The sequence below is a fragment of the Nonomuraea sp. NPDC049158 genome, from assembly GCF_040648335.1.
Classification (GTDB): Bacteria; Actinomycetota; Actinomycetes; order Streptosporangiales; family Streptosporangiaceae; genus Nonomuraea.
In genome coordinates this window covers 310,967-325,878 of record NZ_JBEZDM010000005.1, presented here as the reverse complement: position 1 = coordinate 325,878, position 14,912 = coordinate 310,967, and the positions used below count along the sequence as shown (strand labels likewise).

The 14,912-nt window shown below is 69.8% G+C and carries 16 protein-coding genes; 4 read left to right on the top strand and 12 right to left on the bottom strand.

The window, feature by feature from the left end; all coding sequences use genetic code 11:
- Positions 1–56 precede the first annotated feature (56 nt).
- The gene (locus AB0B61_RS14345; RefSeq protein ID WP_358431753.1) at positions 57–1,370 is read left to right on the top strand and encodes a UDP-glucose/GDP-mannose dehydrogenase family protein; all 1,314 of its coding nucleotides are present in this window, start codon (positions 57–59) and stop codon (positions 1,368–1,370) included.
- A 91-nt stretch (positions 1,371–1,461) separates the two neighbouring features.
- Here the strand turns inward: AB0B61_RS14345 and purE are convergent, their stop codons facing one another.
- The 3 genes from purE to AB0B61_RS14330 are packed head-to-tail and all read right to left on the bottom strand — an operon-like array spanning position 1,462 to position 4,042.
- Positions 1,462–1,959, bottom strand: a complete 498-nt coding sequence (gene purE, locus AB0B61_RS14340; protein ID WP_358431752.1) for a 5-(carboxyamino)imidazole ribonucleotide mutase — start codon at positions 1,957–1,959, stop codon at positions 1,462–1,464.
- A 28-nt stretch (positions 1,960–1,987) separates the two neighbouring features.
- Entirely contained in the window at positions 1,988–3,163 is a 1,176-nt protein-coding gene (locus tag AB0B61_RS14335; RefSeq protein WP_358431751.1) for a 5-(carboxyamino)imidazole ribonucleotide synthase, read from the bottom strand.
- Between the two features lie 24 nt (positions 3,164–3,187).
- Entirely contained in the window at positions 3,188–4,042 is an 855-nt protein-coding gene (locus AB0B61_RS14330; protein WP_358431750.1) for a hypothetical protein, read from the bottom strand.
- 250 nt (positions 4,043–4,292) lie between these two features.
- Here AB0B61_RS14330 and AB0B61_RS14325 point away from each other — a divergent pair, with 250 nt between their 5' ends.
- The gene (locus tag AB0B61_RS14325; protein ID WP_358431749.1) at positions 4,293–4,766 is read left to right on the top strand and encodes a GtrA family protein; all 474 of its coding nucleotides are present in this window, start codon (positions 4,293–4,295) and stop codon (positions 4,764–4,766) included.
- Here AB0B61_RS14325 and AB0B61_RS14320 read toward each other — a convergent pair.
- From AB0B61_RS14320 to AB0B61_RS14280, 9 genes are all read right to left on the bottom strand, one after another.
- Entirely contained in the window at positions 4,750–6,027 is a 1,278-nt protein-coding gene (locus AB0B61_RS14320; RefSeq protein WP_358431747.1) for an ATP-binding protein, read from the bottom strand. The two genes, AB0B61_RS14325 and AB0B61_RS14320, sit on opposite strands and share 17 nt — an antisense overlap.
- Before the next feature lie 3 nt (positions 6,028–6,030).
- Positions 6,031–6,699 carry a response regulator transcription factor gene (locus AB0B61_RS14315; RefSeq protein WP_043620820.1) on the bottom strand — a complete coding sequence of 223 codons (669 nt, stop codon included), beginning with the start codon at positions 6,697–6,699 and terminating at the stop codon, positions 6,031–6,033.
- A 271-nt stretch (positions 6,700–6,970) separates the two neighbouring features.
- Positions 6,971–7,456, bottom strand: a complete 486-nt coding sequence (gene bfr / locus AB0B61_RS14310; RefSeq protein WP_358431745.1) for a bacterioferritin — start codon at positions 7,454–7,456, stop codon at positions 6,971–6,973.
- A gap of 16 nt (positions 7,457–7,472) precedes the next feature.
- Complete coding sequence (locus AB0B61_RS14305; protein ID WP_214633455.1) at positions 7,473–7,649, bottom strand: (2Fe-2S)-binding protein; 177 nt, start codon at positions 7,647–7,649, stop codon at positions 7,473–7,475.
- Between the two features lie 98 nt (positions 7,650–7,747).
- Entirely contained in the window at positions 7,748–8,368 is a 621-nt protein-coding gene (locus tag AB0B61_RS14300) for an MBL fold metallo-hydrolase (protein ID WP_358431743.1), read from the bottom strand.
- Positions 8,369–9,454, bottom strand: a complete 1,086-nt coding sequence (locus AB0B61_RS14295) for an S-(hydroxymethyl)mycothiol dehydrogenase (protein WP_358431742.1) — start codon at positions 9,452–9,454, stop codon at positions 8,369–8,371.
- A gap of 15 nt (positions 9,455–9,469) precedes the next feature.
- Positions 9,470–10,390, bottom strand: a complete 921-nt coding sequence (locus AB0B61_RS14290; protein WP_358431920.1) for an adenylate/guanylate cyclase domain-containing protein — start codon at positions 10,388–10,390, stop codon at positions 9,470–9,472.
- A 41-nt stretch (positions 10,391–10,431) separates the two neighbouring features.
- Entirely contained in the window at positions 10,432–10,944 is a 513-nt protein-coding gene (locus AB0B61_RS14285) for a PH domain-containing protein (RefSeq protein WP_358431741.1), read from the bottom strand.
- 32 nt (positions 10,945–10,976) lie between these two features.
- Entirely contained in the window at positions 10,977–11,798 is an 822-nt protein-coding gene (locus tag AB0B61_RS14280; protein ID WP_358431739.1) for a biotin--[acetyl-CoA-carboxylase] ligase, read from the bottom strand.
- 61 nt (positions 11,799–11,859) lie between these two features.
- On the opposite strand from AB0B61_RS14280, the gene AB0B61_RS14275 reads away from it, so the two are divergent.
- Both AB0B61_RS14275 and fdhD read left to right on the top strand, forming a co-directional pair.
- Complete coding sequence (locus AB0B61_RS14275) at positions 11,860–14,064, top strand: FdhF/YdeP family oxidoreductase (protein ID WP_358431737.1); 2,205 nt, start codon at positions 11,860–11,862, stop codon at positions 14,062–14,064.
- On the top strand, positions 14,061–14,912 hold the full coding sequence (gene fdhD, locus AB0B61_RS14270; RefSeq protein WP_358431735.1) for a formate dehydrogenase accessory sulfurtransferase FdhD: 852 nt from the start codon (positions 14,061–14,063) through the stop codon (positions 14,910–14,912). Before AB0B61_RS14275 ends, fdhD begins: the two co-directional genes overlap by 4 nt.

Genomic DNA, 14,912 nt, shown 5'->3' with positions numbered 1-14,912 from the left:
CACAGAACGAGGTAGCGCGGGCCGGTAACATGCCTGGCACTCGAAAGGAGCTCCTCGTGCCATATCGCCTCACGGTGATCGGGACCGGATACCTGGGCATCACGCATGCGTCCTGCATGGCGGATCTCGGATTCGACGTCCTGGGCCTTGATATAGACGCCGACAAGGTTCGCCGGCTCAACAGCGGTGAGCTCCCGATCCACGAACCGGGGCTCGAACCCGTTCTCCGTCGTGGACTCGACTCCGGCCGCCTGCGCTTCACCACGTCCTACGAAGAGGCCGCGGCCTTCGGCGACGTGCACTTCGTCTGTGTGGGCACGCCGCAGAAGCGCGGCGAGTACGCCGCCGACGTCTCCTACATGGACAACGCCATCGAGTCGCTGGCCCCCCACCTCGACCGCGAGTGCCTGGTGGTCGGCAAGTCGACGGTGCCGGTGGGCACCGCGGGGCGGCTCGCCGACAAGCTGGCCCGGCTCGCCCCCGCCGGGGCCGAGGTCGAGCTCGCCTGGAACCCCGAGTTCCTACGCGAAGGCTATGCCGTCGAGGACACGCTCAAGCCTGACCGCATCGTGATCGGCGTGCGTTCCGAGCGGGCGGAGAAGGTGCTGCGCGACGTCTACCAACCGCTCGGGGAGATCCCGATGGTGGTCACCGACTTCGCGACGTCCGAGCTGGTCAAGACGGCCGCCAACGCGTTCCTCGCCACCAAGATCTCCTTTATCAACGCGATGGCCGAGGTCTGCGAAGCCGCCCACGCCGACGTCACGCAGCTGTCGGAGGCGCTGTCGTACGACGACCGCATCGGCGGCCGGTTCCTCAACGCCGGGCTCGGGTTCGGCGGCGGCTGCCTGCCCAAGGACATCCGCGCGTTCATGGCGCGCGCGGGCGAGCTGGGCGCGGACCAGGCGCTGACGTTCCTGCGCGAGGTCGACGCGATCAACATGCGCCGCCGCGCCCGCATGGTGGACCTGGCGCGCGAGCTGGCGGGCGGTTCCTTCCACGGCTGTACGGTCGGCGTGCTCGGCGCGGCCTTCAAGCCGAACTCCGACGACATCCGCGACTCCCCCGCGCTCGACGTGGCCGTCACGATCGGCCAGCAGGGCGGCCAGGTGACCGTGTACGACCCGATCGCGCTGGACAACGCCCGAAAGGCACATCCCGAGCTGCACTACGGCGAATCAGCCCTGGAGGCCGTCCGAGGGGCACATGTGGTCCTGCTGCTCACGGAGTGGCCGGAATTCGTCGAGCTGGACCCGGAGGAGCTCGGCCAGGTGGTCGCGGCCCGCCGCATCGTCGACGGCCGCAACGCCCTGAACACCGAAACCTGGCGCTCGGCCGGCTGGCACTACCGCGCCCTGGGCCGCCCCTAAAGCACCGCAAAGCCCAGCAAAACCCCGCAAAGCCCCATAAAGCACCAAGAGCTCGCCGGCCGAAAGGCAGCCGCCCAACGGCCGGCGGGTGCTAACCGCTCAGCCGAGCCGCTTCCGCACGAAGACGTTCGCCCTTGGCGTGGGCCTGTTCCTTCAGCTCGCCCTGGAACTTCTCCATGCGTCCCCGCAGCTCAGGGTCCGACACCCCCAAGATGCGTACGGCCAGCAGCCCCGCGTTACGCGCCCCACCCACGGCCACGGTCGCCACCGGCACCCCGGCCGGCATCTGGACGATCGACAGCAGCGAATCCATCCCGTCCAGGTACTTCAGCGGCACCGGCACCCCGATCACCGGCAGCGGCGTCACCGAGGCCAGCATCCCCGGCAGGTGGGCGGCGCCCCCCGCCCCGGCGATGATGACCTTGACGCCCCGCGCCGCGGCCTGACGGCCATACTCGATCATCTCCGTCGGCATCCGATGCGCGGAAACCACGTCGGCCTCGAACGGCACGCCGAACTCCGCCACCGCCTCAGCCGCGGCCTTCATCACCGGCCAGTCGGAGTCACTGCCCATCACAATGCCGATCATCGCGATGCCCCCCATGCCCACAGAGATCTCACGTGTACTCCCCAGTGGTCAGATAGACGGCGGCATGCCTGGCACGAGCGCGTACGGTCTCGAGATCGTCGCCGACAGCGGTCACATGACCGATCTTGCGGCCAGGCCGGACCTCTTTGCCGTAAAAGTGCAGCTTGATGCCGGGATCGTGAGCCATCACGTGCTCGTACCGCTTGAACAGGTCAGGGTCGTCGCCACCGAGCAGGTTGGCCATGACGACGACGGGCGCGCTCATCGACGGCGAGCCGAGCGGCAGGTCGAGCACGGCCCGCAGGTGCTGCTCGAACTGCGACGTACGGGAGCCGTCGATCGTCCAGTGGCCGCTGTTGTGCGGCCGCATGGCCAGCTCGTTGACCAGCAGCCCGTCGGCCGTCTGGAACATCTCCACGGCCAGCAGCCCGGTCACGCCCAGCTCGTGCGCGATCTGCAGCGCGATCCGCTGGGCTTCGGCGGCCTCCTCCGGGTCCAGGCCGGGGGCGGGCGCGAGCACCTCGACGCAGATCCCGTCCTGCTGCACGGTCTCCACGACCGGGTAGCTGACGCCCTGCCCGTGGGGCGAGCGGGCGACGAGTACGGCCAGCTCCCGCTCGAACGGTACGAACGCCTCTACCATCAGCGGCACACCACCGCTCAGGGCCTCCTCGACCTCGTCGGGAGTCCGGCAGACCCACACCCCGCGGCCGTCGTAACCGCCCCTGATCGCCTTCAGCACGACCGGCCACCCGTGGTCGGCGGCGAAGGCCGAGACATCCTCGACGCCCTCGGCGGCGGACGTCGAAGCGCCGCCCGACACGCGCGCCCAGGCCGGGCAGGGCGCGCCGAACGAGGTCAGCCGCTCGCGCATCACGGCCTTGTCCTGGGCGTGCACCAGCGCGTCGGCCCCTGGCCGCACCGCGTAGCCCTCGGCGGCCAGCGCCCTGATGTGCTCGGTCGGCACGTGCTCATGGTCGAACGTGATCGCGTGACAGCCCGTGGCGAACTCGCGCAGGTCGGCCAGCTCGCGGTAGTCGCCGAGCCGCGTGTCGACGATGACCCTGGCGGCGCTCTCGTCAGAGGTGTTGGCCAGCACCCGCAACTCGACGCCCAGCGCGATGGCGGACTGCTGCGTCATCCTGGCCAGCTGGCCGGCGCCGACCATGCCGACAACCGGCCCGATAGGACTGTTTGCACTCACGCCAGCTGAGCTTACCCAACCTGCTCAGGCGGGACCGCGCCGCACGCCGACCGTGGTCAGGCCCTGGGCCGCCTTGATGACGCCGGCCAGCACGATGATCTCGGTGTCCTTCTTCAGCGGGTGGGCCAGGGCTGACGCGCCCGCCTTCGGGCGCTGCCGGTAGACGACGCGCAGCGCGTCGAAGACGAGCATGGTGTCGGCCGACAGGGGGATGGCCATCGAGGGCTGTTCGGGCAGCTCGACGTCGATGTCGAGCCGGTCCGGCCGGACCCGGCCGGGCAGCGCCGCCAGCTCGTCCCGCAGGGCGCGTACCGGATCCCCTGCCGGGAAGCGCACGCCCGCCACCCCGGCCGGGTCGGTGAGGTAGGTGAGGTGACGCTGCGCCACCACCCGGGCCTGGCTGATCAGTCCCGCGTCGGGGGTGATGGTGGTCGGCGTCTCCGGCGCCGCCCCGCGCGCGGGGATGGGTCCCGCGCCGAGCCGCCAGCGTCCGCCCTCGCGCAGGAACACGAAGTACGCCGGCGACGGCTTGCTGGCCAGGGCGGCGAACCAGTCGCCCTCGCCGGGCAGGAAGAAGCTGGGATCGCTGTAGAGAGCCGGGCGGCCGTTCCGGGTCGCCTCACAGGCACGACCGCCCAGCGTCCTCTCCACCCACGTGGTCAGCTCGGCGACGGCGGCGCAGTCCCGCCGCTTCCATGCCTGGTCGAGCTGGCCGAGCAGCTGGAACGCCTGTTCGGCCGTCGCCGTGTCGACGCTGTGGGCGGCCGCCGGAGCGGAGGTCGGATCCTCGGGGGGCGCCACCGTGGCGACGCCTGTGGTGCCGCAACCGGTCGCCATGACGGTCAGGCCGACGAGCAGGACGAGCAGTCGAAGCGGCACAGGTGAACCCCGAGGGTCGTGGCCGTCTGCGACGGCGGTCCGTCTGAGCCCATCACCGGTACGTACCGGTGATCTGCCACCGCAGCGTAACGCTCCCGATTCGTAATTGTCGGGCATAAGGCGATATTTGTAAGCGTGTTGATAGGGGTGGGATGTCATCCGCTGTGGCCCACCGCCAGCCTGACGGCCGGTACGCTGAAGTGGTCATGACCTGATTTGCGCCACGACCGGGAAGGGCCGAGTAGCAGACGTGAACTTCGCCAAGGGGCTCTACCAGCGGTTCTCGTCTCTCCTGCACGAGCTGACGAAGTTCGGCACCATTGGCGCCATCGCGTTCGTGGTCGACACCGGCCTGTACAACGTGTTCCTGGCGCTCGGCATGGGTCCGCTGACCTCCAAGGTGGCGGCCACGGTCATCTCGGCGACGTTCGCCTACCTGGGCAACCGCTTCTGGACCTTCCGGCATCGCGAGCAGAGCGGCCTGGGCCGCGAATACTTCCTGTTCTTCCTGCTCAACGGCATCGCCCTGCTGTTCGGGCTGCTGACCATCGGGTTCACCAAGTACACCCTGCACCTGCACGACCTGCTCAGCCTCAACATCGCCAACTTCATCGGCGTCGGCCTCGGCACGCTGTTCCGCTACTGGTCGTACAAGAAGTGGGTCTTCCTGGAGGCCACCGAGCCCATCCCCACGGAGCTGCCCGGGGTCAAGCAGGACCGCTGACCACGCGGGTCCTGTCGTTCTCCTCGGCGTGGCGCAGGAAGATGGCGAACGTCGCCGGACGGCGCCGTACGAGCTCCAGACGACCCCCGTCGGCGGCGGCCAGCGCGCGGGCCAGGGTCAGCCCCAGGCCGGTGCCCCCAGCCCCGCTGACGTTGCGTTCGAAGACCTTGGGGGCGATGTCGTCGGCGATGCCGGGGCCCTCGTCGGAGACCTCGGTCACCACGTAGTTGTCGCCGCTGGTCGTGGTGACGGTGACGGTGCCGCCGCCGTGGCGCAGGGAGTTCTCCAGCAGTGAGGCGATGACCTGGCCGAACCCGCCGGTGGTGGCCAGCGCCCTGAGCCCGCGCGAGCCTTCGAGCAGCAGTGAGCGGCCCTCGCCGCGGAAGACCGGCTCCCACTCGGTGACCTGCTGGACCAGGACCTCGTCGATGCCGACGGGCTTGGCCTGGGCGTGCCGCTGGCGGCGGGCGGCCGCCAGCAGTTCGTCGATCACGGCGGTGAGCCGCTCGGCCTGCACGATGGCCGCCTCACCCTCCTCACGGACCACCTCCGGCTCCTCGCAGGCGGCGACGATCTCCTCCAGGCGCATGGTGAGGCCGGTCAAGGGGGTGCGGAGCTGGTGGGAGGCGTCGGTGGCGAACTCGCGTTCTCTGGTGAGCAGGTCGGAGATGCGGGTGGCGCTGCGGTCGAGCACCTGAGCCACCCGGTCGAGCTCGGGTATGCCGTAACGATGTTTGCTGGGCCGGGCGTCCCCGGACCCGAGCCGGTCGGCGATCTTCGCCAGGTCCTGCAAGGGCAGCGTCAAGCGGCGTGACTGCACGATGGCCAGGCCCACCGCCACCGCCAGAGCCGCGACGGCCAGGGCCACGATCAGGAGCAGGCGTGCTCGTACATCCTGCTCGACCTGGTCCCGGTCGCGGCTCACCCGGACATAGATCCCGTTCTCGGACTGGGCGTCCGCGGTCATCTCGTGGCCGGGCGGCGGTGGGGTGCCGACGATGGTCGCCTTGGGCTGGGTGGCGCGCTCGTAGATCTGGATGTAGCGGTCGGGGTACTTCTGTTTGAGTTGCTGAGGATCGAGAGGTGTGTCCTGGATGCGGGCGTACTCGACCTCCCCCACCAGGCGCGTCGCCTCCGCCCTGAGCTCCTGGGCCGCCTCGTCGACGATCAGACGGCTGACCACGATGCCCAGGGGGACCCCCAGCAGCAGGACCGCGATGACCGCGACGAGCAGGGTGGATGTGAGCAGGCGTCGGCGCATCTCCTACTCGCGTTCGAAGCGGAAGCCGACTCCTCGGACGGTGGTGATGTAGCGAGGCTTGGCCGCGTCGTCGCCCAGCTTGCGGCGCAGCCAGGAAATGTGCATGTCCAGGGTCTTGGTGGAGCCCCACCAGTTGGTGTCCCACACCTCCCGCATGATCTGCTCGCGGGTGACGACCTTGCCCGCGTCGCGGACGAGCACGCGCAGCAGGTCGAATTCCTTGGTCGTAAGATGCAGCTCCTTCTCTCCCATCCAGGCCCGGCGGGAGTCGGCGTCGATGCGGACGCCCTGCACCACCGGCGTCTCCGAGGTGCCCCGGCGCAGCAGCGCACGCACCCTGGCGAGCAGCTCGGCGAGCCGGAACGGCTTGGTGACGTAGTCGTCGGCGCCGGCGTCGAGGCCGACGACGGTGTCGACCTCGTCGACGCGGGCGGTGAGTATCAGGACCGGGGTGCCGTGCCCTTCGGCGCGGATCCGGCGCGCGACCTCCAGCCCGTCCATCTCTGGCAGGCCGAGGTCAAGAACGATGAGGTCGATGCCACCCGACAGGGCCCTTTCCAGGGCCTGCGGGCCGTCGGGGCTCACCTCAACCTGATAGCCCTCGCGGCGCAGCGCACGCGCGAGCGGCTCGGAAATCGAGGTGTCATCCTCGGCGAGAAGTACGCAGGTCATAAAGCGATCGTAGGACCTTAGGCGATCGTTTCCCGGTCACAGCGCGCGGTTTGACTCGTCGTTGACCTATCCATTGACCTGGGCAAACACAGATAAATGTCGGTTAGTCCCGCTTAAATTGCCGCACTTGCCGGAGACAAAGGCGATTCCCGATCTTGCAGAATCGCAAAACCTTCTGTGCCGCCCGGCGTGTCGCGAAAACGCGCGCGCCCGCCGGGGGTACCGGCGGGCGCGTGAGACGGGCCTTAAGAGAGATGGGCTCGATGGAGACTCAGTCATCCGAGGAGGGCGGCTCGGCGTAACGGGCGAGGTAGAGCTGCTCGCCCAGCGCCCTGATCAGGGACAGCTCGGTCTCCAGGTAGTCGATGTGCAGCTCCTCGTCCGCGAGGATGTCCTCGAAGATCCGCGCGGAGGTCGCGTCGCCCTTCTCCCGCATGAGCTGGATGCCCGGCCGCAGCCTGGCCACGACCGACAGCTCCACCTCCAGGTCGGCCCGCAACTGCTCCTCGACCGTCTGTCCGATGTGCAAGGTGCCGAGGCGCTGGTAGTTGGGCAGCCCCTCAAGGAAAAGGATGCGATCGGTGAGGCGCTCGGCGTGGCGCATCTCATCGATGGATTCGGCTCGGGTGTGCTCGGCGAGCTTGGTGTAGCCCCAGTTCTCCTGCATCTTGGCGTGCAGGAAGTACTGGTTGATCGCGGTCAGCTCCGCGGTGAGCTGCTCGTTGAGCAGCTCGATGATCTGGATGTCGCCCTGCATGAACGGGCTCCTCGTGCTATGCGGTTGTGAGTTCCTCAGACCGCTTCAGGATCGCACATATCTTCCTGACACAAGTCGCACAGTCGCCCCCGGCGCCCGTGGTGTCGCGGATCTGCTTGGCGCTCCTCGCACCCGCGGCAATGCAGTCGTGGACCTCGTTCTCGGTCACGGCACGACAGACGCAGACGTACATGCGGGGAAAAGCCTCTCACGACGACGGGACACCAAAGGTTAGGCACACCTAAGGTAACCCACTTCGGTAAGGCTTGCCTATGTTAGGTACGACACAGATCAGTGACCCCGGGCGATCCACTCCTCCAGGTGCGGCGCCTCGGCCCCGATCGACGTCGAGTCGCCGTGGCCGGTGTGCACCACCGTCTCGCCGGGCAGCCCCAGCAGCCGCCGGGCGATCGAGTCGACGATGGTGTCGAACGACGAGTAGGACCGGCCGGTCGCGCCGGGCCCGCCCTTGAACAGCGTGTCGCCGCTGAACAGGACGCCGAGGTCGGGGGCGTACAGGCAGACCGCGCCCGGCGCGTGGCCGGGGGTGTGGAGCACCTCCAGCGCGATCCCGCCGACCTCGACCTTCTCGCCGTCGGCCAGGGGTTCGTACGGCACCTCCTGGCCGTACACCTGGTCCCAGAGGACCTGGTCGGCGGGGTGCAGCCGGATCGGCGCCCCGGTCAGCTCGGCGAGCTCCTGAGCGGCGTTGATGTGGTCGTTGTGCGCGTGCGTGCAGAGGACTGCCTTGACCGTCCGCTCGCCGACGCGGTCGGCGATGGCCCGCGCGTCGTGCGCCGCGTCGATGACGACCACCTCGCGGGCGTCGCCGACCAGCCAGACGTTGTTGTCGACCTCCCACGTGCCGCCGTCGAGCGAGAACGTCCCCGAGGTGATGACCCTGTCGATCATCTAGAGGACCACCACCGAGCGCAGGACCTCGCCGCGGTGCATCTTGGCGAAGGCCTCCTCGACCTCGTCCAGCGCGATGGTCTCCGTCACGAACTTGTCGAGCGGCAGCCGCCCCTGCAGGAACAGGTCGATCAGCATGGGGAAGTCGCGCGAGGGCAGGCAGTCGCCGTACCACGAGGACTTGAGCGAGCCGCCGCGCCCGAACACGTCCAGCAGCGGCAGCTCCAGCGCCATCTCGGGCGTCGGCACGCCGACCAGCACGACGGTGCCGGCCAGGTCGCGGGCGTAGAACGCCTGCTTGTACGTCTCGGGGCGGCCGACGGCCTCGATGACCACGTCGGCGCCGAAGCCGCCGGTGAGGTCGCGAATCGCCTCGACCGGGTCGTTCGCCCGCGAGTTGACCGTGTCGGTGGCGCCGAAACCGCGAGCCCATTCGAGCTTGCTGTCGTCCACGTCGACCGCGATGATCTTCGCGGCGCCGGCGAGCGACGCGCCCAGGACCGCCGCGTCACCCACGCCGCCGCAGCCGATGACGGCGACCGTGTCGCCCCTGGAGACGTTGCCCGTGTTGAGCGCGGCCCCGAGCCCGGCCATGACACCGCAGCCGAGCAGCCCGGCCACCTCAGCGGGCGCGTCGGCGGAGACCTTGGTGCACTGCCCCGCGGCGACCAGCGTCTTGCCCAGGAACGCGCCGATGCCCAGCGCGGGCGAGAGCTCGGTGCCGTCGGCCAGCGTCATCTTCTGGGCGGCGTTGTGGGTGTTGAAGCAGTACCACGGACGCCCGCGCAGGCAGGCCCGGCACTGGCCGCACACGGCCCGCCAGTTGAGGATCACGAAGTCGCCGGGCGCGACCCCGGTGACGCCCTCGCCCACCGCCTCGACCACGCCCGCGGCCTCGTGCCCGAGCAGGAACGGGAAGTCGTCGTTGATGCCGCCCTCCCGGTAGTGCAGGTCGGTATGGCAGACCCCACAGGCCTTGACGGTCACCACCGCCTCCCCTGGTCCGGGGTCGGGCACCAGCACCGTCTCGACCGACACTTCCTGGCCCTTACCTCGGGCGATGACTCCCTGCACTTCGTACGGCATGGCAGCCATCTTGTGTCAAGGGGATGATCTCCGCAAGGCGTAGGGCTGCACCATCCCGATCCCCCGGGCCGGCCTGCGCCGGATCCTGCGGAGCTCGAAGCCCGTCTCGCCGTCGAGACCCTCGGCCAGTTCGGCGTCCACGACGATGGTGCCCGGCCGGGCGATGGCGGTGAGCCGGGCGGCAAGATTTACCGTCGTGCCGAAGACGTCGCCCATCATGGGCAGGACCGGCCCGTAGGCCAGGCCGATGCGCAGGTCACCCGGCTCCACCAGGTCGAGCGCGATCGCCGCCGCGTCGGCCGGGGTCTGGGCGGTGAACAGGACCTCGTCGCCGAGCGTCTTGACCAGCCGGCCGCCGTGCGCGGCCACCACGTCGGAGGCCCGCGCCTCGAACCCCTCGACCAGCGCGGCCAGCTCCCGCTCGTCGAGCTCGCGGGCGCGCCGGGTGAAGGAGACGAGGTCGGCGAAGCCCACCGCGATCGACACGCGGGCGGGGATGTTCTCCTCGTCGAGGTCGGCGACGGACAGCAGCCGGGTGCCGGCGGCGGCCAGCTGGGCCCGCCAGACGTGGATCAGCACCTGCTCGAAGTCGGGCAGCAGCTGCCGGGCCGTGTCGAGCACCCGGCCGAGGTCGTCGTCGGAGGGCCGCTCGCCGGGCGGCAGCATCGCGCCGATCATGATCTCGGCCTGCCACTGGGCCAGCCTGGCCGTGGTCTGGCCGAGCGCGCGGGCCATCCTGATGACGGTCGGCTCGTCCAGCAGGCCGTTGTCGAGCATCCCGCTCACCCGCCGCAGCGCGTCGACGTCACCGTCGGAGAAGGCCACCGCGTCGTCGGCGAGCGAGGCGAAGCCCAGCGCCCGCCAGATGCGCTCGGCCAGCGCCGGCGACACGCCGGCCTCGGCCGACACCTCCGCCTTGGTGTGACGGGCGGGCATGCCGACCAGCAGCCGGTCGATCTCCTCAGCGGTGGGCCTGTTCAATGGCCGTCGATATCTCCGTCGGAGGCGTCCTCCAGGAGGCGGAACAGGTCGGTCCTGACGTCCTGGATGTGGGGGATGTCGCGCAGCGCGATCTGCCCCCGGTCGCCCGCCGACTCGACGGTGAGGGTGCCGCAGCCGAGGATGCGCTCGAAGAAGGTCTGGTCGGAGCTGACCGTGTTGACCTTGGCCATCGGGATCTCGTCCGTCGACTTGTTGAGCACGCCCGTGCTGATCGTGAAGCGGTGGGTGGTGAGCACGTAGCCGGTGTTCTTCCACTGCAGGTACGGCACGAACGACCAGACCGTCAGCAGGAGCACGGCGACGACGCCGACGGCGATCCTGGCGTAGTTGGCGTACTCGAAGCTGCCGGGGATGAGGAAGAGCGCCACGCCCGAGGCGGCGACGATCAGCACGAGCGCGATGAAAGGCACCACGAGCCGCTTCCAGTGCGGGTGGAACGACCTGATGCGTCGCTCACCCTGCGTCAAGTGGTGGTCGGGGAGGGTCATGGGCAAATGGTGCCACCTCCGCGCCCTCGCGGCTACGAGGACGCGCGAACGTGGACGACGTCGCCCGCGCTCAATGTGTGCCGCTGGCCCTGGGAGGTCACCTGGAGGTGTCCGGCCTGGTCGATGCCGGTCGCCTGGCCGGTCAGCACCTGGTCGCCGGGCAGCTCGATCCGTACCTCCCGCCCGATGGTGGCGCTCGACGCCTGGTAGGCGGCGCGCAGGCCGCACGCGTCGGCGTCGCCGCCCGCCTCGGACCAGTCGCGGTAGTGCCTCTCGACCTCTCTGAGCACGGCCCTGAGCAGCGGGTCCCGGTCCACGCAGGCGGCCTGCTCGATGGCCAGCGAGGTGGCCGTCTCCACGGGGAGTTCCTCGGGCTTGAGCGAGACGTTCAGGCCCATCCCGATGACCACGGCGTCCTCTGCCCGCTCGGCCAGGATCCCGGCCAGCTTGCGCTCGCCGATCAGCAGGTCGTTCGGCCACTTGAGCCGTACGTCCACCTCGGCCAGCCGGCGTACGGCCGAGGCCGCCGCCACGCCGAACAGCAGTGCCAGCCATCCTTGCGCGGCGATGGGCACCCGCGGGCGGAGCAGGGCGGAGACGGTCAGTCCTGAGCGCGGCGGCGCGGTCCAGGTGCGGCCCAGCCTGCCCCGGCCGGCCACCTGCGACTCGGCGACCAGGACCCGGCCCTCTTCCGCGCCCTGTCTGGCGGTCTCGGCGAGGTCGGCGTTGGTCGAGCCGGTGCTCTCGACGACGCTCACGCCGGTCCACAGGCTGCCGGGGCGTACGAGGGCGCGGCTGAGCGCCGCCTCGGACAGGGGCGGGCGGTCGAGGTCGGAGTAGCGCGAGTCCGGCATTCCTCCATCTTCGCCCAAGCTCGACTGTCCTCTGGCGCCCCACGCGGGTGAAGATGGGGAGATGAGCAGACGTCTGGATCCGCGTAACTGGGCCTCGTGGCGGCCGTTCGGCCTCGGGTTGCGCAAGCCGAACAACTATCTGGAACTGCTGAAGGCGTTTCGATCGGTCAAGGGCAACAGGCGTTACGCCTGGCGGATTCTCCAGCAGGGCACGTGCGACGGGTGCGCACTGGGCACGCGGGGCATGCGCGACTGGACGATGGACGAGATCCACCTGTGCAACATCCGGCTGCGGCTGCTGCCGCTGAACACGATGCCGGCGCTCGACGTCTCGCTGCTGGGCGACGTCTCCGGGCTGGCCGGTAAGAAGAGCGCCGAGCTTCGGGAGCTGGGGCGGCTTCCGTACCCCATGCTCCGGCGGGCGGGAGAGCCGGGCTTCCGGCGGATCTCGTGGGACGAGGCGCTGGGCGTGGCCGCCGGCGGGCTGCGGGAGGCGCGCTTCGGCGCCTACCTGACCAGCCGCGGCATGCCGAACGAGAACTACTACGTGGCGCAGAAGGCGGTCCGCGCGCTGGGCACCAACAGTGTGGACAACGCGGCGCGCATCTGCCACTCCCCCTCGACCGTCGCGCTCAAGCAGACGATCGGCGCGGCGGCCACCACCTGCTCCTACACCGACTGGATCGGCTCCGACCTGATCGTCTTCATCGGGTCGAACCCGTCCAACAACCAGCCCGTGGCGATGAAGTACCTCTACCACGCCAAGAAGGCCGGCACCCGCGTGGCCATGGTCAACGCCTACCGCGAGCCCGGCATGGACCGCTACTGGGTGCCGTCGAACGCCGAGTCCGCGGTGTTCGGGACGAAGATCACCGATGAGTTCTTCGGCGTGAACGTGGGCGGCGACATCGGCTTCCTCAACGGCGTGCTCAAGCACCTGATCGAGAACGACTGGGTGGACAAGGCGTTCGTCGACCAGCGGACCTCCGGCTTCGAGGAGGTACGTCAGGCGCTGGCGGAGCAGTCGTGGGAGGCCCTGGAGGCGCTGTCCGGGGCGAGCCGCGACGAGATGCTCCGGCTGGCCCGGCTGCTCGGCGAGGCGAAGTCGGCGGTGCTGGTCTGGTCGATGGGCATCACGCAGCACGCCTTCGGCGAGGACAACGTCCGGTCGATCGTGAACCTGGCCCTGGCGCGCGGGTTCCTGGGGCGCGACCACTGCGGGCTGATGCCGATCCGCGGGCACAGCGGGGTGCAGGGCGGGGCCGAGATGGGCGCGTACGCCACCGGCCTGCCGGGCGGCCTGCCGATCACGCCAGAAAACGCCGCAAAATTTACCGATATTTGGGGATTTGAGGTGCCGACGGCGCCGGGCCTGACCGCGACCGACATGATCGACGCGGCCCACTCGGGCGACCTCGACGCGCTCATCTCCTCGGGCGGCAACTTCCTGGAGGTGCTGCCCGATCCCGGCTACTGCCGGGAGGCGCTGGCCCGGCTCAAGCTCCGGGTGCACATCGACATCGTGCTGTCCTCGCAGATGCTGGTGCCCTCCGAGGGCGACGTACTGCTGCTGCCCGCCCAGACCCGCTACGAGATGACCGGCGGGGTGACCGAGACGTCCACCGAGCGCCGGATCATCTTCTCGCCCGAGATCGAGGGGCCCCGGATCGGCGAGGCATGGCCGGAGTGGAAGATCTTCGGCGAACTGGCCGCCCACACAAACCCCGAAATTTCGGCAAAAGTCCGCTTCACCGGGACCTCGCGAATCCGTGAGGAGATCGAGCAGGCCGTGCCGTTCTACCAGGGCATATCCGACCTCAAGGCTTTCGGGGACAACGTCCAGTACGGCGGGCGCCACCTGTTCGCCGACGGCCGCTTCAACACCCCTGACGGGCGCGGCGTGTTCTCCGCCGTCGAGCCGCCCGCGCTGGAGCGCCCCGACGGCACGTTCATGGTGGCCACGCGGCGCGGCAAGCAGTTCAACAGCATGGTCCACGAGCGCCTCGACGGCTTCAACGGCGCGATGCGCGAGGCCGTGCTGATGAGCCCCTATGACGCCGACCGCCTCGGCCTGCCCGACGGCACTCCGGTCGAGCTGCGTTCCGGCGAGCGTACGTACGGGGGCAAGATCCTCCGGGCCCCGTTGATGCCGGGCAACCTGCAGATCCACTGGCCGGAGGGCAACGTACTCCTCGACGAGGCCAGACGCTCCCCCCAGGCCAGGATCCCCGACTACAACGCGCTCGTCACCGTGCGGCGGCTATGACCGACCGGCTGACCCGCGTGGGTCCCACCACCCGCATCCGCGTCCGCGAGCTGTCCGGCTCCACGGTCCGCGACCGGCGCGACGACCTGGCCACCGAGGAACCGCTGGAGATCCGCCTCACCGCGCTGGACGGGACGCGCAAGACCGTCGCCATCACCATGCGCACCCCCGGCCACGACTTCGAACTGGCCGCCGGGTTCCTGCACGGCGAGGGCCTGGTCAAGCCCGGCGGGATCGCCGCCATCGCGTACTGCACCGACGAGGACCTTCCGCCGGAGGCCCGCTACAACACGGTCACCGTACGCCTGCACGGCGCGATCCCCGACCTGCCCACGCTGGACCGCCACTTCCTCACCTCCAGCGCCTGCGGCGTGTGCGGCTCGGCCAGCCTCGACGACCTGCACGACCGCTGCGCGCCGCTCCCCCGCGGCACCCTCGAACTCACCCCCGAGATCCTGTACGGCCTGCCGGACGCGCTGCGGGCGGGCCAGGGCGTCTTCGGCAAGACGGGTGGCCTGCACGCGGCAGGGCTGTTCCGGCCCGACGGGACGCTGGTGGCGCTCAGGGAGGACGTGGGCCGGCACAACGCGGTGGACAAACTGGTCGGCTGGGCATCACTCGGCCAGCGGCTCCCCCTGACCGAGCACGTGCTGATGGTCAGCGGCCGGGCCAGCTACGAGATCATGCAGAAGGCGCTGACCGCGGGCGTGCCGGCCGTGTGCGCCGTGTCGGCCCCCTCGTCGCTGGCCGTGGACCTGGCCAGAGAGTTCGGTATGACGCTCGTCGGGTTCCTGCGCGGGCAGCGGTGCAACGTGTACGCGGGACAGGAGCGGATTTTTGCGGAATAA

Coding starts and splice junctions, on each gene's coding strand:
- purE (WP_358431752.1), bottom strand. CDS start 1,959: ATGATCGGCATTGTGATGGGCAGTGACTCCGACTGGCCGGTGATGAAG.
- AB0B61_RS14320 (WP_358431747.1), bottom strand. CDS start 6,027: ATGCGCCGACGCCTGCTCACATCCACCCTGCTCGTCGCGGTCATCGCG.
- AB0B61_RS14315 (WP_043620820.1), bottom strand. CDS start 6,699: ATGACCTGCGTACTTCTCGCCGAGGATGACACCTCGATTTCCGAGCCG.
- bfr (WP_358431745.1), bottom strand. CDS start 7,456: ATGCAGGGCGACATCCAGATCATCGAGCTGCTCAACGAGCAGCTCACC.
- AB0B61_RS14305 (WP_214633455.1), bottom strand. CDS start 7,649: ATGTACGTCTGCGTCTGTCGTGCCGTGACCGAGAACGAGGTCCACGAC.
- AB0B61_RS14300 (WP_358431743.1), bottom strand. CDS start 8,368: ATGATCGACAGGGTCATCACCTCGGGGACGTTCTCGCTCGACGGCGGC.
- AB0B61_RS14295 (WP_358431742.1), bottom strand. CDS start 9,454: ATGCCGTACGAAGTGCAGGGAGTCATCGCCCGAGGTAAGGGCCAGGAA.
- AB0B61_RS14290 (WP_358431920.1), bottom strand. CDS start 10,390: ATGCCCGCCCGTCACACCAAGGCGGAGGTGTCGGCCGAGGCCGGCGTG.
- AB0B61_RS14285 (WP_358431741.1), bottom strand. CDS start 10,944: ATGACCCTCCCCGACCACCACTTGACGCAGGGTGAGCGACGCATCAGG.
- AB0B61_RS14280 (WP_358431739.1), bottom strand. CDS start 11,798: ATGCCGGACTCGCGCTACTCCGACCTCGACCGCCCGCCCCTGTCCGAG.
- AB0B61_RS14275 (WP_358431737.1), top strand. CDS start 11,860: ATGAGCAGACGTCTGGATCCGCGTAACTGGGCCTCGTGGCGGCCGTTC.
- fdhD (WP_358431735.1), top strand. CDS start 14,061: ATGACCGACCGGCTGACCCGCGTGGGTCCCACCACCCGCATCCGCGTC.